General features: G+C 41.6%; 16 protein-coding genes. 7 read left to right on the forward strand and 9 right to left on the reverse strand.

Going from position 1 to position 18,821, the window contains the following annotated elements:
• Positions 1–70: 70 nt before the first annotated feature.
• The 5 genes from J8L86_RS12380 to J8L86_RS12400 all read right to left on the reverse strand — a co-directional run bounded on the left by J8L86_RS12380 (position 71) and on the right by J8L86_RS12400 (position 5,993).
• On the reverse strand, positions 71–1,075 hold the full coding sequence (locus J8L86_RS12380) for a lipid A deacylase LpxR family protein (protein ID WP_247663380.1): 1,005 nt from the start codon (positions 1,073–1,075) through the stop codon (positions 71–73).
• A 285-nt stretch (positions 1,076–1,360) separates the two neighbouring features.
• A complete protein-coding gene (locus tag J8L86_RS12385) occupies positions 1,361–2,887 on the reverse strand; it encodes an EAL domain-containing protein (RefSeq protein ID WP_211030575.1) in 1,527 nt (508 codons plus the stop codon).
• Between the two features lie 57 nt (positions 2,888–2,944).
• Positions 2,945–3,889, reverse strand: a complete 945-nt coding sequence (locus J8L86_RS12390; protein ID WP_211030577.1) for a pseudouridine synthase — start codon at positions 3,887–3,889, stop codon at positions 2,945–2,947.
• 87 nt (positions 3,890–3,976) lie between these two features.
• Positions 3,977–4,555, reverse strand: coding sequence for an LON peptidase substrate-binding domain-containing protein (locus J8L86_RS12395; protein WP_055022760.1), 579 nt, complete (start codon positions 4,553–4,555; stop codon positions 3,977–3,979).
• A gap of 382 nt (positions 4,556–4,937) precedes the next feature.
• Entirely contained in the window at positions 4,938–5,993 is a 1,056-nt protein-coding gene (locus tag J8L86_RS12400) for an alpha/beta hydrolase (protein ID WP_211030579.1), read from the reverse strand.
• A gap of 216 nt (positions 5,994–6,209) precedes the next feature.
• Here J8L86_RS12400 and J8L86_RS12405 point away from each other — a divergent pair, with 216 nt between their 5' ends.
• Complete coding sequence (locus J8L86_RS12405) at positions 6,210–6,671, forward strand: YhcH/YjgK/YiaL family protein (RefSeq protein WP_211030787.1); 462 nt, start codon at positions 6,210–6,212, stop codon at positions 6,669–6,671.
• A gap of 105 nt (positions 6,672–6,776) precedes the next feature.
• Here J8L86_RS12405 and J8L86_RS12410 read toward each other — a convergent pair whose 3' ends face one another.
• Positions 6,777–8,183 carry a sugar porter family MFS transporter gene (locus J8L86_RS12410; protein WP_247663382.1) on the reverse strand — a complete coding sequence of 469 codons (1,407 nt, stop codon included), beginning with the start codon at positions 8,181–8,183 and terminating at the stop codon, positions 6,777–6,779.
• A gap of 244 nt (positions 8,184–8,427) precedes the next feature.
• Here J8L86_RS12410 and J8L86_RS12415 point away from each other — a divergent pair, with 244 nt between their 5' ends.
• The gene (locus tag J8L86_RS12415; RefSeq protein ID WP_211030583.1) at positions 8,428–10,782 is read left to right on the forward strand and encodes an aminotransferase class V-fold PLP-dependent enzyme; all 2,355 of its coding nucleotides are present in this window, start codon (positions 8,428–8,430) and stop codon (positions 10,780–10,782) included.
• Between the two features lie 352 nt (positions 10,783–11,134).
• A complete protein-coding gene (locus tag J8L86_RS12420) occupies positions 11,135–12,055 on the forward strand; it encodes a manganese-dependent inorganic pyrophosphatase (RefSeq protein ID WP_055022767.1) in 921 nt (306 codons plus the stop codon).
• A gap of 109 nt (positions 12,056–12,164) precedes the next feature.
• Here the strand turns inward: J8L86_RS12420 and J8L86_RS12425 are convergent, their stop codons facing one another.
• Positions 12,165–12,485 (reverse strand): GRAM domain-containing protein, encoded by a 321-nt coding sequence (locus J8L86_RS12425; RefSeq protein ID WP_065109743.1) that lies wholly within the window; start codon positions 12,483–12,485, stop codon positions 12,165–12,167.
• 118 nt (positions 12,486–12,603) lie between these two features.
• Between J8L86_RS12425 and J8L86_RS12430 the strand changes: the two genes are divergently transcribed.
• Positions 12,604–12,951, forward strand: a complete 348-nt coding sequence (locus J8L86_RS12430; RefSeq protein ID WP_065109742.1) for a DUF4156 domain-containing protein — start codon at positions 12,604–12,606, stop codon at positions 12,949–12,951.
• 63 nt (positions 12,952–13,014) lie between these two features.
• Here the strand turns inward: J8L86_RS12430 and J8L86_RS12435 are convergent, their stop codons facing one another.
• Entirely contained in the window at positions 13,015–14,289 is a 1,275-nt protein-coding gene (locus tag J8L86_RS12435; protein WP_211030788.1) for a glycerophosphodiester phosphodiesterase family protein, read from the reverse strand.
• A 250-nt stretch (positions 14,290–14,539) separates the two neighbouring features.
• On the opposite strand from J8L86_RS12435, the gene J8L86_RS12440 reads away from it, so the two are divergent.
• Both J8L86_RS12440 and J8L86_RS12445 read left to right on the forward strand, forming a co-directional pair.
• On the forward strand, positions 14,540–15,556 hold the full coding sequence (locus J8L86_RS12440) for an aldo/keto reductase (RefSeq protein ID WP_211030585.1): 1,017 nt from the start codon (positions 14,540–14,542) through the stop codon (positions 15,554–15,556).
• 8 nt (positions 15,557–15,564) lie between these two features.
• On the forward strand, positions 15,565–16,164 hold the full coding sequence (locus J8L86_RS12445) for a protein tyrosine phosphatase family protein (RefSeq protein WP_240433733.1): 600 nt from the start codon (positions 15,565–15,567) through the stop codon (positions 16,162–16,164).
• A 34-nt stretch (positions 16,165–16,198) separates the two neighbouring features.
• Here J8L86_RS12445 and J8L86_RS12450 read toward each other — a convergent pair whose 3' ends face one another.
• The gene (locus tag J8L86_RS12450; RefSeq protein WP_065109740.1) at positions 16,199–16,975 is read right to left on the reverse strand and encodes a TetR/AcrR family transcriptional regulator; all 777 of its coding nucleotides are present in this window, start codon (positions 16,973–16,975) and stop codon (positions 16,199–16,201) included.
• A 323-nt stretch (positions 16,976–17,298) separates the two neighbouring features.
• On the opposite strand from J8L86_RS12450, the gene J8L86_RS12455 reads away from it, so the two are divergent.
• A complete protein-coding gene (locus J8L86_RS12455) occupies positions 17,299–18,810 on the forward strand; it encodes a flavocytochrome c (protein WP_065109739.1) in 1,512 nt (503 codons plus the stop codon).
• Positions 18,811–18,821: the final 11 nt, after the last annotated feature.

Below are 18,821 nucleotides of genomic sequence, written 5' to 3' on the forward strand. Positions count from 1 at the left end.
AATGTATAAAAGCCTTTAACACCTTGTATTCCTGTGCATTGTGTTAAGGGCATTTATAATTGTATTTTCTTTACAACACCTTGCTATAACTAATCACGCCATAGCCATGCCAGTCATCCACATCTGACTGGTATTCTTTGCTGTAAAAGTCAAAGCTCCAGCGCACTGACCAAGTGGGAAAAGCCCAAATGACACCTAAGCTTGCTTGAGCTTGCTGGTTGTTAATTTCAAGCGGCGATTCATAGGGAAGATCACCTTCAATCGTTAAGTCATTAAAGCGGTATCCAGCCTGCATTCTGGCATAGGCCATCCAGCTTCCATATTGATTAGCTGAAGAAGTAAAATCGCCAAAGTGTCCTGCTTGGCTAGATAACTGACCAAATGTTTGGCTTAGATCATCGCCCCAACGGACAGTTAACCCAAGGCTAGATTGAGAACGAAAGTTACCTGCCATGGTATGGTTAAATACACTCACATCCCATTGGCTATTTTCGAATGCTTGCTGACGAAACAACAATGCCTCCACCTCGTAAGCGACTTGCAACGTCAACTGATTTTCAATCTGGTAATCCCAACCTTCAGGCGTCGTCGATGAGGTAATTTTATGCACAAAAGATTGCATGTACTCTGCGCCAGAAGCTGGGCCAACAACGCCCAAACTCAGCCAGTTTTTTTGTGCAAGGCTTGAACTAAACACACCGGTATAACTTTCTAACTCTAAAAAGCCAGCATAAGGCCTTTCTGCAGGTTGAGGAAAGTCATAAGCGATTTCAGTAGGCGTCCACATTCGGCTATAAAGCTTTGCCCCACGGTGAACTTGCTGGCTTTGTTGCGGAAATAATAAAGCTGATTGCCACTGAAAAGCTGTAGAAGCAGAGGAGAAATCTTGCTCAGGTGTTGCATGCCACCCCAGTAAAATACCACTAGAGTAATCACCATCTGAACCAATAATCACATCATTATCAAAACTAAAATAAATCTGCTCAGCTGAGGCTTGCGAGGCTACGCAGATTAATGACATGACAGCCAATACTGATAGTGGAACAGGTAATCCCTTTAAGTGATGTTGACTCAAATTAACCTCTTTCAGTTCAGTATGTGAAAAGCACCAGATAATTCAGTTTAACCGAACATCAGCATCACACAACGTCCTTTGAAATAAAGACTTAATTCAAATAATAGTCATTACTTACTCGCTACCAGCAAATTACAATTAGGCACTTTTGCTTATCTCATTCGACACCAGTAACTGAACACTAGCAAACCTCTTAAAATGTATCCCAACATTAATCACTAACGCTGGGAATACATCAATTATCGTTTTTATCAAAAACCATCTAACTAAAATAAAACCCAATCATCATACATTCTGATAGGCATTAAAAAAGTCTTTTGCTTCTAGTGGTTTAGAGAAAAAATAACCTTGGACTAAATCCACGCCCTGCACTTTCAAATAGCTAATTTGAGACTCAGTTTCCACCCCTTCAGCAATGACGCTCAAGCCCGACTTTTTGGCAAAAGAGATAATTGCATCTAAGGTTTTCTCATTAAAGTTATCTTTTACACCAATGGTATCGATAAAAGCTTTATCAATTTTAAGGGTACTGATACCTAGGTTTTGCACATAACTAAAACCGCCGTACCCCATTCCGGCATCATCAAGCTTTAAATCAACGTCAATGGCATAAAATTTATCTAGCATAGCGCGGGCTTTAGCTAAATCTGTAATGGGTTGCCGCTCAGTGATTTCTAGCGAAATCCGATGCTTACCTAGCTTTCCAGACTCTTTAAACGCCTTAATATACAAGTAAAGTTGATCACTTTCTAAATGCTCAGGAACAATATTAATACTGATAAATAACGGCTTAACTTGTTCGCCAGCTTGTTCAATATCTTCAGCCATAACATCAAGCATCGAATAGGTCATATCTACAATTAACCCATCAGATTCTGCAAAGGGAATAAATTGGTTTGGTGGGATCAACTCTCCACTTGATTGACGCCAGCGCATTAATACTTCAACACCAACGATTTCATTTGTTTGCGTATCAATAACAGGCTGATAAAAAGGGATAAACTCTTTATGTTTGATAGCACTTTTTATGTGAGCTCGAGTTGAACCATAAGACTGTTTCCAAGACCAATAGCCAATTGATAACGCCAACGCCACTACAAAACTAACCAACGCACTATACAGCCAATTTAACGATTTATACTGAGCAAAAAAGTCGTCATTGCCAGACAGGCTAAACTTGGCAATGTAATATTCATTTTTATGAACCACTTCTTCTAAAATGACATGGTCACCTTCAAACTGTTCAAAGCCAAACTCCATTACAGGCACTGCTGCTAACGAGTCATAAATGCCATCAATAGTGATGGTGTACTCTAGGCAATCTTCACAATTTACAGGGATAAAATAACGAGGATTCATTGGCACAATGCTCGCCACATACTGCTTTTGACCTGATTCGTATGATAAGAATAACTCGTGCACATCTGAGTCTGGCTGATTCAGTACAGCCAGTTTTACATCAGGGCCAATTCGGTGTCTGACTAACTTCTCTACGTGGCGGGGAATAATCTGCGAACGACAAATCACTTTTAATTGATCCATCACAGCTAGCCAACGAATAAACGTGGAGTTAAATACCGACTTAGTCAGCAAGTCTTCATTTTGGCTGTCACAAACATAGGTATCATTAATCGCTGGTAAACTTTTGAGTTCTATTGCAGTATCTTCAATATACATGGTCAATTTTTCAGACAGTATTTGAGCGTCACGCTTAATAAGCATTTCAGCAACTAGCTCATCTAACGCTTTAAAACCAAAAATTAAAACGAAAAAACTCACTATAAATATTGCGCAACATTTCACTCTTTCCATGTGCAATTAGTCCTTTGTAAATGAGCCACGCTTGTCAATTCATCAACAAACCATTTATCAATTTTTACCTAAGCCGAATTCAGCATCATAGCCTTCACAATTGACAGACATCATTTGTTGACTGAATGGATCTTCAAATGTCAGTGACTTGGCGATTAAGCGCAGCGGCTTAGTAAAATCATCAGCGGCTTTGGGCTGTAGCCTTGGGTAATTGGTATCGTTTTCTAACGGCATTCCCAATGACATCATGTGCACTCTAAGTTGATGCATTTTTCCCGTTATTGGACTCAGCTCGAACAAGCCTCTTGAGCCATTAACAGCGATTAATCTGATCTCAGAATGCGTATTTGCTTCCCCTTCGGTGATTTTCATCAAAAAGCTCGGCGTTGATCGCACCATACGATTTTTCACAGTCCATTTAAGGGGTAAACTTAACTTCCCTTGCTCATGTCGCGTTAAAAGCTCGGGGGTGAGCTTTGCAATTGCTTGGTACTGTTTATTAATTTTTCCATCAGTAAACAGAGCATGGTAAGCATGTCGAGATTCTGGATTGACAGTCATTAACATTACCCCAGCTGTTGGCCTATCAAGCCGATGCGCAGGAGAAATCGTATCAATACCTGTTGCAATTCTTAAGCGATGGATTAGACACTCATTGACAAAATTACCGCTGGGTGTGACAGGCAAAAAATGAGGCTTAAAAACTAAAATACAGTGCTCATCTTGATGCAATATCTGCTGCTGAAACGGTATTTTTGTTTCGCTCTCAACCTCGCGGTAGTAATACACTCGAGTCGCTGGGCGGTACTTTGTTGTTTGCGTTACAGGTTCACCATCTGCCCAGTGAACCTTTCCATCAACAACACGTTTTATCCACACTGATTCTGGAATTTGCTTAAAATGAGAAACTAAAAACGCCAGCACAGTTTCCGGCGTTGTTTGAGATTGCGGTAAAACAATATATGACGGTTGTGCGGCTTTGGCAGCATGTTCAGCAGACATGTAAAATACTATATAGCTACATTTTGATACAGTATACCCAACAAAGCCTTATCAGCTAAAGAAAAAACATGTTTTGGCTTATCCGCATTACACATCCACATGAGATTTTAATAATTGCAGTACAAAATCCATGGTCTTATGACAATCTGGCTGCTCAACTAACAGCAGCTTATCTTTATTGTACATAGGTAAGACTTCTAACCAACGCTGACTGACCCATGCAGCATCTTCAAGATGAGTTTGACTGTATAGCTCCAGTAAATCAGGATTCACTTCATAAAATTGCTCAAGTGCAGCACTGATGATTTCGAACTCTTCAGCAATGGGTTCATGCTGCCAATTTTGACAAGGTAAGGTTCTGGCGATCCAACTTTGATCGCGTAATTGCGCGCCCGAAAGCACTTTTACTCGTTGACGTCCCTCGACAACAATACTGAGAGAATTGTCTTCAAGTTGATGAAAATCGATGATTTCACATTCGGTTGCTGTTTCGTAGCATGGAGGAAAACTGTTGCTTTTTGACGCAGCTAGCGCTAATCGATAATGGCCTTTGAGCACATTGGCCACCATCAATAATTGATTAGGTGTGACCATCCGTAGCTCTTGACGACCACCTGGCAGAAGCACAGTATCTTGGATGAGTAACGCCATTTCTATCGTTTGCATTGCAACCTCCAAACTACAGCGTTTCACCAATTCCCTATAAGGCTGTGTAAGCCACAGAATGCTGCAGATTCGATAGCTTTCTGCTATCAAGGACCAATAAAAATCAACAAGTTGTCATTCATATCGTGATAATCAAGTGTAGCAGGCAAAATGGAGTTTTCCAGCCAGCTAAGTGGTTATCACACTTTATGATTAGTTGTAATACCGCCTTGTATTGCTTGAGGTTACTGTTTAAATACCACCATCAAGGCAATCGCAAAACTCATCACAAGATTCACAACCTGGTTAATAATTAGACAGGAGATTTTACGAAATAGTTTCATTAGATGATCACAATTTAATGATCGGGATCGTAATGGAAAGTTTAACCAGTTAACACGCACTAAAGCGGCTCAATCACATCCATTATTGATTGCTTATCTACAATTGAGGCAAAGATCTCTCCCAGCTGCTCACTGCGTTTCAATGCTTCACGCCAATAGGCAATTCGACTATCACTGCTTAGCTGCTTAAAATCTTCACGGTCTGGGATCTTTGAATAAGGTAGCGACGAGATAAACTCCTGAGAAGGCGTTAATACCAACGCATTGTGATAATGCTGGCGTGCTCTTCGCCATTTAAAGGATTTATCAAACCACCCAGGACTCATATGAGGATAAAAATGTGGGTATAAACTTAATCCTTCCGGCTCATTGGTTGGCATATCAAAATGATAATCGGTAATGCCACCATCATAATATGCTCCATCTGACACACCATTAATTTTATTCACTGGTGCTAATAGCATAGGTATAGAGCCTGTTGCTAACAGTACTTGATTAATATTATTGCGTGTCAGCTGCGCATGCTCGGTAGGGAGATCAGACAACTGAGAAAAAGGCGACTTTACCTGCTGATGGCTGAAAACCACTCGTTCAAAATGCCAACCTAAACTGCGACGGCTCACTGCATTACTTAGCGCTGTCGCCGCCAAACCTAATGCTAACTTCCCCTTTGAACGGCTCGCATTTAAGTGCTTGGCTTTACACACCACAAAGTGACTTTGAATCACTCTATTATTAACAATATCAAGGGCACCATGTTCCCCCAAAATACCACCAATAATACGTTCAACTTGCTCGGTCACTTCTTGTCGGCTAGGAACATGATCATATCGCTGACCAATGTAATGCTCTTCGAGGCGTGAATAGGCTGCTAATGGATCTTGCTGTGCTAAACAAGCCAGTCGCCAAGCCCCAGAGGAAGCTCCCATGGTATAAAGTGGCGCTTGTCTATTAGCAAAAAACTCACCGAATAAATATTTATCGAGCCCAGCAACCCCAATCCATTTGGGGCCACCTGATGCAGCAAATAGCTGGCTAAACATAGATGCAGACAAACCATTTTGTTCAATTTTTTGGTAAGCAGTTTTACCGGCGAGTAATCGTAATGCAGTCACGTAGCGTCCTATGAATCAATCCATTTTCCATCGGTTTTTAAGGATGAAACCCATGCAGAGTTTCACGCTCCATTGCATCTTAACTAAGTTTGTCAGCAGGTTAAACCACCTCATGGTTGAATTTATTTCCGTAACCCTACTGGTTGTAGATAAATCATAGCGCCGACAAAATGAATGAGCGATAATCATGACTCATTCATTTTCAGAGAGTTTACTATGGTTGTCGACAGCCTTGCTCATCACTCGCTATATCACGGCTTAAGCCCAAGATTAGCAAAAGCCTTAACCCATTTAGCAGAAACAGACTTTACTCAAGTTGAAGTCGGCACCTACCCGCTTGATGGAAAAGATATTTTTGTGATTATTAACGACTACCTTACTCAACCGAAAGAAACAGAACCTTTTGAAGTTCATCAACAATATATTGATGTGCAGTTTGTTGTGAGTGGTGAAGAAGAGTTTGGCTATTTGCCCCTTGCCAATCAAACACCGTTGGCGCCTTACCATCAAGAGCATGACTTTACTGAGTTTGATTATGAATCAAATAAAGAAGACGCCGCTTTCATTCCCTTAAAAGCTGGCATGTTTGCCTTATTCTTTCCTGGTGATATGCATATGCCAGGCACTTTGGATACAGAAGTATCAGTAAGAAAAGTCGTCATTAAAGTTAAAATATAAACGGACTTTCTCAAACAAAAAGGCCACATCATCGTGGCCTTATATGTTTAAGGGTAAATCATTCTGATTACGACACTCACGCCCTTCACTATGCGTGCTTACCTTTTATCCCTGCATTTGCTCTAATTCTCGACCTTTTGTTTCATATACATACTTCGCAACAAACACAATCGATAGCACAGCACAAATACAGTAGAAACCATAAGCGCCCACTAAGCCCACTGATGCCAACATAATCGGGAAGGTCATGGTAATAGCAAAGTTAGTGCCCCACTGCGCAAGCCCAGCAACCGCAAGACCCGAGCCTCGAATTTGATTTGGGAACATTTCCCCTAACATCACCCACATTACAGGGCCCCAAGACAAGTTGAAAAAGAACACGTAACCATTTGCGGCAATTAACGCCAATGTGCCTAATTTACCGAGGTCCAAATCGCCATTGATATCGACCTGTGCCGATGCGAAAGCAAAGACCATCAAGGCTAAAGTCACAGCCATTCCAATAGAACCAATCATTAAAAATGGTTTACGACCCACTTTATCGATCAAACTTATCGTTATCACACAGGCTGCAATACTGACCGCACCGCTAATAATATTAATCAACAGCGCATCAGATTCCGAAAAACCAACCGCTTGCCACAACACGGCGCCATAATAAAACACCACATTAATGCCCACTAATTGTTGAAAAGTGGCTAATCCAATCCCTACCCAAACAATACTTCGCACTTTGCCAGAATGCTTATCAATGAGGTCTGCCAGTTTAGGTTGATGATCAGAGTCTAAAGATTGTTGAATCTCCATGAATTTGGTTTTAGCGACAGTGCTACCGTATAGCTTAGTTAAGACCGTCATCGCTTGCTCTTTACGTCCAACTGTCACTAAAAAACGTGGGCTTTCAGGAATAAAAAATAATGCCACAAAAAACACACCTGCTGGCACCAACTCTATCCAAAACATCCATCGCCACGCATCATATCCCAGCCAAAAACTGTCCGTCGACGAACCAGCGGTTTGTGCTAAAAAATAATTACTAACAAACGCAGCAAATAACCCTGTGATGATGGCAATTTGTTGCACAGTCGCCAGTGCCCCACGATAACGTGCAGGGGCAACTTCAGCAATATATGCAGGTGTCATAACCGAGGCTGCGCCAACAGCTAAACCACCCAAGATACGGTAGACAATAAATGCCATAGAGCTGTCAGCAATACCTGATCCCCAAGCACTCACAATAAATAAGATTGCAGCTGTAATCAGTGTGGCTCGTCGTCCATATTTATCCGCTAAACGCGCGGCAAAAAATGCCCCTACCGCGCAGCCCAATAGCATTGACGCCACATTAAAGCCTGTTCCCATACTGTCTGAGTCAAACGCCGACCTTAACCCATCAACAGTGCCATTAATCACGCCACTATCAAATCCAAACAGGAAACCACCTATGGTAGCCACACAACTGACTAGAATCACAAACAGGGTATTTTCTTCTTGTTGTTCTGCTGTTTTCAATGACTTTCTCCCTCTCGAATAACGCCATGTCTTTCTGATTTTTATCACCTTACTAGAAAACACTGTTATCGGTAACATTTAGAAATAAGAATGTCTTTTTGTACCAGCAGACAATATTAGCGTGGATTTTTCAGCAAAATAAAATGTGATCTTGATCAATAATCACAAACTGCTAATATAACCCCATGAAATTAGTTATAACTAAAAGCTATATAACAACTAATCAACAGATGAGCCGCTATCCATGAAAAATCATTCGCCGCTAAGCCAGATCTACCTTGATGCCAATGCAACTACCCCTGTATTACCCCAAGCTGCTGAAGCCGCTTTAAATAGCATGAGAGTGTTATTTGGTAATCCAAGCAGTAGCCATATCACTGGCTTAAAAGCCAAAGATGTCATGGAAACAACGCGCAACAACGCTAAAAAAGTTATCGGTGCAGACGATGGCAAAGTCATCTTTACTAGTGGTGCAACAGAAGGGATTCAAACAGCAATTATTTCAGCGTTAGTGGAAGCCAAAAAACGACTCAATATTGATAAGCAGAATGAGCCAAGCAAAAAATACAGTTTATTGTATGGCGCAACCGAGCATAAAGCCGTGCCAGAATCCTTAAAACACTGGAATGAAATATTAGGTATTAATGCAGAATTAAAAGCTATTCCAGTTGATCGTTTAGGTCATTTGGACTGCCAATTTATTGCAGCTGAAGCGCCCAATGCACTCATGATATGCACGATGGCAGTCAATAATGAAACCGGAGTCTATCAGGACTTAGGCAAACTTGAGCAGATCATACGCACTGCAAATAACGATATTTTCTGGATGGTGGATTGCGTACAAGCCTTAGGTAAGACCCCATTAAAGCTTGCCCAAACGACAATCGATTACGCCCCATTTAGTGGTCATAAACTCTATGCACCTAAAGGCATTGGTTTTGTTTATATTCGTCAATCGGCACCCTTTACATCGATTATTGCCGGAGGTGGCCAAGAAAGCGGCCTTCGTTCAGGTACCGAGAACCTACCAGGCATGGCTGCTATTAATGTCATCTTTGAGATGCTATTGAATCAGCAGCACAGTGAATTTGCCGATATCAATACGTTAAGAGGGTACCAAACACAATTAATGGATACGCTTAAAAGCGCCTTCCCTGACGTTGTGTTTAATCATAGTATTGAAAACAGTGTCCCAACCACAATTAATTTTGCTATTGCTGGATTTAGCAGCAAAGAGATCATGGACTTATTTGACGCCGCCAATATCCGCGTAAGCTCTGGCTCAGCTTGCTCATCTAAAGTCACTCGCAGCTTTGTTCTTGATGCGATGGGGTTACCAGCTTGGCAAAGTGAGTCGGCTATTCGAATGTCATTTGGCCCTGCAATGACACAAGAGCAAGTGAATGCTGCTTGCTCACGTATCCAATCAGCAGCAAAAGCACTCACCCACAGCTGCATGATATTAGACACTGGTGAGATTGATGAAAAGCAGCCAGTTAACGGCTTAGTTCAGCTTCGTTCAGGCTCAAATTGCACTTGGCTTTATGCCGATCAGCAAAGTAAACAAGCCTTTATCATCGATCCTCTGCCAGAGCTTAACGATCGTTTAGATACCCTATTGCAATGCCAACAGTTAGAATTGGTCGCCATCATCGACACCCACGGTCACGCAGATCACCAATCAGGGCGTACTTTTCTTGCTGACAAACACTTACCCACTCAGCAAACAAACCTACTAGGCTGGCCACAAGATTGCCAGACACATAGCTCCCCAAATAGTCCAAAACATAGCCCAAAACATAGCCCAAAAGACACGAATTCAGTTGATGATGTCCAATTACAATACATAAAAATTGGTCAGCAATGGCTGGTAAATGTGCCAACGCCAGGCCATACCGCTGACAGTATGTCATTACTACTGTGTCAGCCATTTACCGACATTAATCAAATAAAGCACCAATGCCAGTTCGCATTTTGCGGCGACACGATTTTAATGGGCAGTTTAGGGCGAACTAACTTTGCCTCGAGCAGTGCAAGCGACATGTTTTCAAGCTTAAAACGACTACACAGCTTGATTGGCAGTAATAACTTAATTTGCGCAAGTCATGACTACAACAATGAATTCACCACTCACCTATCTGCAGAATGTGGGCGTAACCCACTATTAAGAAACACTTTAAATGGCCAGTTACATGTCACTGAGTTTGAGCGCCTTAAAGCCGAATTAGATAGCCACCTATGCGATCAAAACGGCAGCGAAATCATGTGCGGAGCACTAACTGACGATCAATTAAATGGGCAATCAATTATTGAATACAACCATCAGAGTTTGAACGCTGCATTACAGCAAGAAAACGTCACCTTAATCGATATTCGTGAACCCCATGAATATGCTCTACAACATACTGACGACTCTAACGAAAACGTCCCGCTCACTCGCTTAGTGCAATTTATTCAACAGCAGCAAGATCAAAAACAACATAAATGGGTATTGGTATGCCGCAGTGGCAGTCGCTCATTTATCGCGGCACAGGCAATGAAACGCTTAGGATTTGATAATGTCGCTCATTTAAAAGGGGGTTATGCATTAAGCAGTTGATAGCTTTAGTTTAAAACCTAGATATTAAGGGAAACCTGCTTTCCCTTAATGTATATTCACTCAGCGTAGTTACCGTTTAACCCTTTTCAAGCTTGAACACCTATTAACGTCATGTTCAATATCACTCAACATCAAGCAGTGATACCACCCTCTTTTGCAAAAGGTCTTCGTTGTTGGCCAATCTCAAGGGCCTAATTACTAACTCATCAGTCAATGGAATTCCGCTTAATATCAGCCCAAATACCGTGTTCACCTTCAAATATCTCCCAAGGTGTATACTTCCAGCTTTTTAGTTATTGGTCACTTGGTTATTTCTTGTTAAAATCGCTGCAAATTTATAGGAGCGTTTCAAATGGCAATGTATGTAGTGGGTCACAAGATCCCAGATTCAGATTCAATCTGCGGTGCAATCGCACTAGCTTACTTAAAAAATCAAATCGATGAGCCTGCAATTGCAGCCCGTCTTGGTGAGCTTTCACCTGAAACGGCTTACATCCTTGATAGATTTGGCTTTGAAGCGCCAGAATTCAAAGAAAGCTATGCAGGTGAAGAAGTTTACATCGTTGATCACTCTGAGCTTACCCAAGCACCAGATGATATCGCCGAAGCGACCATTGTCGGTATTGTTGATCATCACAAATTAGGTGACTTAACCACATCAACACCGCTTGAATGTTGGATCCGCCCAGTGGGCTGTTCAAACACGGTCATCAAGATGATGTATGACTTCTATCAAGTTGAGATTCCAGCCAATATCGCTGGTATCATGATGTGCGCAATTTTAAGCGACACTGTTATCTTTAAATCACCAACTTGCACCACGGCAGACATCCGCTGTGTTGAAGCATTAGCTGAAATCGCGGGCATTGAAGATTACAAAGCTGTGGGCATGGAAATGTTCAAAGTGAAATCGGCGGTCGATGGTACTCCAGCGCGCGACCTTGTTATGCGTGACTTTAAAGACTTCAACATGAACGGTAATCTTGTTGGTATTGGCCAATTAGAAGTCATCGATTTATCAGTATTTGATGATATCAAAGCCGAGTTAGAAGCCGATATTGCTGCTCTTAAAGCTGAAGGCAACCGTCATAGCGTATTACTACTGCTAACCGATATCATGAAAGAAGGCTCTGAAATGTTAGTCGTGTCAGATGACACTAGCATTGTTGAAAAGGCTTACGGTAAAACTTTAGCAGACAACAAAGTTTGGTTAGATGGCGTACTAAGCCGTAAAAAGCAAGTTGTACCGCCGTTACAAGATGCATTTGCTTAATTGATATGATGCCTTAAGCAGGTAAAACCAAAAAAGCTGAATCCTAGATTCAGCTTTTTTATTGCCTATTTCGCAATGAATTCAATCGCAAACAATACTGTCCACTTTTCTACTTAGGCAATAACAAGTTTATCCAGGCTTCTGAGTCAGCCACCATGAATTTGTAATGTTTATCATTGTTAAGCTCTATTTTAATGGCATCAGCAGTCACGGGTAATACACCGCCACCAGTGCCCCAGCACTTTTCAACTTTATGAATGTCAGCTAAGTCGATTTCGTAAGGGCCCATTTCAAAAATCTTATTCGACGCTTCGAAACACAAACGTGTTGCTGTCAGTGATAGCTGACCATCACCGCTAAAAGCACCACTTTGCACTGTCGCAAAGGTGGATTTAATAATAGTTTCATTACCAAAATCTAGCGTGCTCATTTGCCACTCCATATTATTTAGCAATTATCACCACTAAACCAACTTGAATAATTTAATCAGTGCGTTAACGTTATAAGTATAGCTTCCTCCTGCTGAACAGCCATTGAATGAGAAAATAATGAAATATATCCCGTCGTTGAGCTATACAAAATCGCTATTTCTGATAATGATTATCGGACTAACAGGCTGTATAACGACCCCAAACCCTCAAACTGAAGCTATTGCGATTTTATGGTCTGAACAAGGGGATATGGACGTTTGCGAATTAAAAGGAACCTTAGTGGGATCCCAAGGCCATTGGTACGATTACTTATTTATTTCAAATAAGGACCTCACTCAAGGTGCGCTTAATCAGTTACGAAATGAAGCCATCACACTCGGTGCGAATACTGTTTATCTATATAAGCCAAAAGCATTTGCCACATCAGTGACTTTTGTAGCAAATGCTTATGACTGTCCTAATTAGTTTTCGTTAACAAATACAGACCTTACTAAGCCCTAATTTAGCCGCTATGGTTAAGCGTCATATTTACAGCGCCATGCAGTTAGCATAGTAAGTCACTGTCGCAGGCCAATCAGAGAACACACCAATCACACCAACGTCTTTGGCTAACACGTCCAGCAACTCAAATGCATCGCCTTCATTATCAATCGCATCCGTGATTGACTGATAATACCAACCACCAGCACCGTCAGATAACACGCCTGAACGCTCAAGTGTCCAAGTGATGATATCTAATCCAGCAGCTTTAGCAGCTAATGCATAGGCAGATGGCACAATTTGATTGTCCGCATCGACAGTGACGAGTACCCATAATGGCGGCGCAATGATTTTCACTCCATCATTAGCAAGCTCGTCCATTGTTGGTGACCAAGTCATGTTATTTTGCGGGTCAAAATCAGCAAGGTCATAGCGATCATCAAGATATACTGCTTGATCGGCAAAATCTGGCGTATTCGCAATCCAATATTTCACATCTTCAAGGTTAAATGATTGCGGATACACTAATGCAGGGCTAACTCCAGCGGCAACGTACTCATCTAGCATTTTTTGAGCATAATCTTGCTGGCTAAATCCATCAAACGGCATGGTTACACTTGCAGATTTAAGTTCAGGAGTCATCTGTACGCCTGCTGTTTTAAATAGCTCAATGCTTTCTGCATGAGTCATTAATGTGCCATGGTACGAGTATAAGTCTGTTCGCCAATTCGCAGTGCCATCCATAAATTCTTCTGCTGTTGTCGCTGCTGGATTGGCACCATCCATTTTCCCTTTTAAGGTTTTAAACTCCGCCAAGGTAATATCACTGGTACAACATTGGGCTGTTGCCATCACACCATTTACCAGATCGGCAGGACTAAAAGGAACGGAGCATTTTGCGGCCAGTTCTGGAATCGCTAAGATATTAGTTGTAGTGGCTAAATCGCATTGCGAATGACGACAGACGAGCTCTTTATCTTGGGTAAAAGTGACATCGCATTCTACGATACCAGCGCCAGAATCAATTGCCGCTTGATATGACTCTTTAGTATGTTCAGGAAATTGCATCGCAGCGCCGCGATGACCGATAGAAAAATCATGACGATACATGGTTTTATTCGTGCATTGAGCAAGCTGTGTTTTTAAATCGCTGTCTTGCATTTGTCCAACTAGATATGACGGCCTAGGGCCAACGCTGACGACAATGGGTTCCGCTATGACTTGCTGTTCGTCTGTAGCAGACGTATTCGTATCATTATCATCATTACAACCTGTTATAAGTAGCAGGCTTATCAACAAACTTGTTAGCACATGCAAGTGCATCCCTTCCTTAATCATTTTTAGCTCCATCTTCTGACAACTTAATATCGATATGAATGAAAAACTCAGTCGATGACTGAATCAACAATCGCTTAAGCTAAAGACGAAGTGTGACCATAAAATCAATGAAATATGACAATATTAGTTTTTATCAATATAAACATTTTTGTTTAAGGTGACGTTTTAGACTAACTGTAATAATGTATTAGCTTAAAAATAATACTGCTGCTCCATTTCATTTGTAGGAAGAGAAATGATTACTCACGAACCTAACCCACTCTACGTTGCTGCGCCAGAGCGCTATAGCAAGATGACATACTCAGCTTGTGGTCGTAGCGGTATCCGCTTGCCACAATTGTCGTTAGGGTTATGGCAAAACTTCGGCGCTAATGACTCACAAAGTAACGCCCGTCATATGCTCAATACTGCATTTGATCATGGTATAACTCACTTTGATCTTGCCAATAACTATGGCCCTCATTATGGTGCTGCCGAGTCATGTTTTGGCAGCATTTACCAACAAGATTTTAAGCATTATCGTGATGAATTATTAATATCGAGTAAAGCAGGATATGACATGTGGCCTGGGCCATATGGTGTAGGAGGATCTCGTAAGTATTTAATTTCCAGCTGTGATCAAAGCCTTAAACGCACAGGATTAGATTACTTTGACATCTTTTATCACCACTGTATGGATCCTGACACCCCCTTAGAAGAAACAATGCAAGCGCTTGACTATATCGTCCGTTCAGGACGTGCTTTGTATGTGGGGATATCTAACTACCAACCCCAACAAACTCAACAAGCAATTGAGATATTAAGGCAACTTGGCACGCCATTATTAATCCACCAGCCTCGATATAACCTGTTTGATCGTTGGATTGAAAATGGTCTGACTGACGTACTTAAAAATGAAGGCGTCGGTTCAATCGTATTCTCACCATTAGCTCAGGGCGTATTAACCAATAAGTATTTAAATGGGATCCCTAAGAACTCAAGAGCAGCACTTGAGCATCAAGTTTACTTAGCAGATAAAGACCTTACACCGGCTAAATTATCCAAAGTATCGGCATTAAATACATTGGCAGAAAATCGTCAACAATCGTTAGCACAAATGGCCATAGCTTGGACCTTACATAATGATGCGATAACAAGCTGTCTTATTGGCGCAAGTCGTTCAGCGCAAATTGTTGACTCGGTAAATGCACTCAACAACCTCCATTTTACCCCACAAGAAATCACCACCATCAACCACATCCTAAAGGAATAGGAATCACTATGTATCAGTTTATATCGCAAGCGACACTCAACAAATTAGGAGTTAATGCCTTAAAAATGACAACACTAATAGCTATGGTTTCGCTGGCATTAATTAATCCCGTTGCGGCTGAGATAGATCCAAGCCAGCTGGATGATATTAAAGCGATTAAAATTAATAATACGCAAGTTATCACTGCCGGATTACCTAAGGCTGAGGAATTTAAAACCTTGCAACAAGCGGGAGTGGAAGTTGTCATCAATTTGATCCCTAAGAATAATCCCAATTATTTAGCGCAAGAATCTCAATTGGTCACAGATCTAGGAATGAAGTACGAAAATATTGAAGTCGACTGGCAACAGCCCACCATCGAGGATGTTGAGCAATTCTTTATGGTGATGGACAGCCATAACGATAAATCTATTTTAGTGCACTGTGCGGCAAATTATCGCGCATCAGCATTCTATTACTTGTATCTTGCCACACAAGGTATCGATGTATCAGGGCAAATGTTAGACGACACCCTATCTCCTTGGGGAGACTTACAACAAAGCTTTGTCAAATACCCTCAGTGGCAACAACTGATTGAAGATGTAAAACACAAGTACAGCCCACAATAACCCGTACTCGAACACAAAGTGGCTAGATGTAGTATTAACAGCCGTTACAGCCACTTTGTTTTGCATTCAATGACATCGATAATGCTTTACATGAACTGCAACTAAGATGCTTTTTAAAATTTGCTTCAAAAAAATCTGCCGTGCGAGTTTCAAGACAAGTAAATAGCTCATGATTCAGTGGTGTTTTCCATTGATATTGCGCCATTAATCTCGATAAATGTCGATAACAGGTTGTGGATTGATCGGACAGAAACTCAGGTGAAATCAGTTTACTTTCAAATTGTGTCAATGACCCCGTCAAATAAAATGCAATGCCTTGAACCAACTCTTTGGCTTGCAAAGGAGTAGCAACTAACTCGTCATTATCAATCGCCAGTTGAACCGCATCAGCCATCCATTGCCAAAATGAATTAATCCGTTGTTTAAACAATTTAACCTTTTCATCACTGGCCAGTTTCCAAATCATCGCATTGACCGACACAGAGCGTAAGGTAAAAAAGCTGCGGCTTCTTTTAATGGTCTCGAAGGTAAATAATATCGGCATGAGCAATCTTTCTTGCGCCGTCAGTTCTGGGTTCTTCTGTACAAATAATGGCATATAATTGGATGTTGCACTGCGCAAAAACAAGCACACTAATACATCTTCTTTGCGCTCAAATAACTTATACAGTGTCCCTGTTGAGCAGCCCACGTCCTTAGCAATTTGTGAAAACTTAAATGACACTATACCTTGAGATTCGATCAATAATTCTGCGACATCTAAAATTTGATCACATCGTAATTGAGTCAAGGTTTCTGAAGGACATTTCATAATAAATACCTAATATTTGAATATCGCAATTATCATCTTTACTGCACTTTATAGGTATAAACTCAGTAGATAATCGGGATTCACTTCACGCTGATGGGCCGGTTTTATTAGGCTTTGTGATTCAGTTCATAACTTAACTGACTTTTGATATCTCCCTCTAAAGTTCGCCCGCTAAATAGGGCTGATAAGCCAGCAGCTCATGAACAATGTTCTTGAGCCAGTTCACGAATAATATTGCCCCCCCAAAAAAAGCGTGATGCCATTCAAATTTGGCCTAGTTCAATTTGTTTATCTTAATCGCATCTAAATGCGAGGAAAGATAAATGCACAACAGACGTAACTTTTTGAAATTAAGCGCAGGCGCAGCAATCGGCGGCCTGACAGCAGCGATGCCAGCAAGTGCACAGCAACGCCAATGCAATGAAATTAACTGGGATGAGTCAGTAGATGTACTCGTCGTCGGCTCTGGTTTTGCTGGTCTATCAGCAGCGATTAATGCAAAAAGACAACAAGTCGGCAGCGTACTTGTACTCGAAAAAATGCAGGTTATTGGTGGTAACTCAGCCATTAATGGTGGCTGGTTAGCAATTCCTAAAAACCCAATCCAATTAGCACAAGGCATTAACGATGACTCACCAGAAGAGTTAGTCAACGACCAAATCATCTCAGGTCGCGGCATGCAAAACGTTGAAATGCTAAAGGTGATCGCCGATCGTGCTCTTGATTCTTACGATTTATGTATCGAAACGGGCGTTAAATTCCGTGAAGGATTTAATATCCAAGTGGGCGGACATAACAAAGCCCGTGCGATTAGAACCCAACATGGTACAGGCGGTGATATCACCACTAAGTTGTTTGAAGCAGGTAAAAAAGAAGGCGTTGAATACCGCTTACAACACTACATCGAAGACTTCATTATGGATGGTCAAGAAATTGTAGGCGTTAAGGTAAGAAAAAATTATCGCTTCCCAGATCTCAATACTGGAACAACAATCTATATCAAAGCCAACAAAGCCGTTATTCTCGCGCACGGTGGATTTGCCCAAAACATGAAACTGCGTGAAGCAGTCGATCCTTCACTTGATCCAACACTCGATTGTACTAATGCCCATGGCGCGACAGGCGAAGTCACGTTAACCGCTATGGCCAATGGTGCGCTACCCGTGCATATGAATTTGATTCAAACAGGTCATTGGGGTTCTCCTGATGAGGGTGGTTTCGGCTGGTCAAATGCCCTGTTGTCGATTGGTTGGCATCAAGGCGCAGCAATCAGTGTGCTAAATGGTAAACGCTTTATGGACGAGCGTGCTGACCGTAAAACGTGTTCAGAAGCCATTATGAAAAATCGTTATGCAGACAACAGTCCAGCCTACCCGATTGTATTGTTTAACTACGAAAACTACGCCGAAGATGACCGTGTAGTGCGTTCACTACGCGACAAAATGGCGTGGAAACTCGACACACTTGATGACGTTGCTAAGCAATTTACTATTCCTGCAGCGGAATTGAAAAAGACAATAAAAGAATACAACCAGCATGTTACTGACAGAAAAGATCCTTTGTTTAACCGCAAAATGGATACCGCTGAAGTACTGACAGGTCCATTTGTTGTCTCACGAATTTGGCCAAAAGTGCATTACTGCATGGGCGGATTAAAAACAGATTTAGGTGGCCGCGTGATAGATGGCCGCACTATGGAACCTATCAGAAAAATGTATGCCATCGGTGAAGCAACCGGCGGTATTCATGGTGAAGCCCGCTTGAGCTCAACGTCATGTCTTGAGTGCTTAGCGATGGGCATCATCGTTTCTGAAACCATTAAATCTGATCTGTAGGCTGAATCACC

This window comes from Shewanella sp. MMG014, from assembly GCF_018100775.1.
Lineage (GTDB): Bacteria > Pseudomonadota > Gammaproteobacteria > Enterobacterales > Shewanellaceae > Shewanella > Shewanella japonica.

Bases quoted from the DNA above. Each gene is read 5' to 3' on its own strand.
- J8L86_RS12425 (WP_065109743.1), bottom strand. From the start codon at position 12,485: ATGAGCACGCTAGATTTTGGTAATGAAACTATTATTAAATCCACCTTT.
- J8L86_RS12390 (WP_211030577.1), bottom strand. From the start codon at position 3,889: ATGTCTGCTGAACATGCTGCCAAAGCCGCACAACCGTCATATATTGTT.
- J8L86_RS12450 (WP_065109740.1), bottom strand. From the start codon at position 16,975: ATGAAATGTCCTTCAGAAACCTTGACTCAATTACGATGTGATCAAATT.
- J8L86_RS12440 (WP_211030585.1), top strand. From the start codon at position 14,540: ATGATTACTCACGAACCTAACCCACTCTACGTTGCTGCGCCAGAGCGC.
- J8L86_RS12415 (WP_211030583.1), top strand. From the start codon at position 8,428: ATGAAAAATCATTCGCCGCTAAGCCAGATCTACCTTGATGCCAATGCA.
- J8L86_RS12395 (WP_055022760.1), bottom strand. From the start codon at position 4,555: ATGCAAACGATAGAAATGGCGTTACTCATCCAAGATACTGTGCTTCTG.
- J8L86_RS12405 (WP_211030787.1), top strand. From the start codon at position 6,210: ATGGTTGTCGACAGCCTTGCTCATCACTCGCTATATCACGGCTTAAGC.
- J8L86_RS12385 (WP_211030575.1), bottom strand. From the start codon at position 2,887: ATGGAAAGAGTGAAATGTTGCGCAATATTTATAGTGAGTTTTTTCGTT.
- J8L86_RS12435 (WP_211030788.1), bottom strand. From the start codon at position 14,289: ATGCACTTGCATGTGCTAACAAGTTTGTTGATAAGCCTGCTACTTATA.
- J8L86_RS12455 (WP_065109739.1), top strand. From the start codon at position 17,299: ATGCACAACAGACGTAACTTTTTGAAATTAAGCGCAGGCGCAGCAATC.
- J8L86_RS12430 (WP_065109742.1), top strand. From the start codon at position 12,604: ATGAAATATATCCCGTCGTTGAGCTATACAAAATCGCTATTTCTGATA.
- J8L86_RS12420 (WP_055022767.1), top strand. From the start codon at position 11,135: ATGGCAATGTATGTAGTGGGTCACAAGATCCCAGATTCAGATTCAATC.
- J8L86_RS12445 (WP_240433733.1), top strand. From the start codon at position 15,565: ATGTATCAGTTTATATCGCAAGCGACACTCAACAAATTAGGAGTTAAT.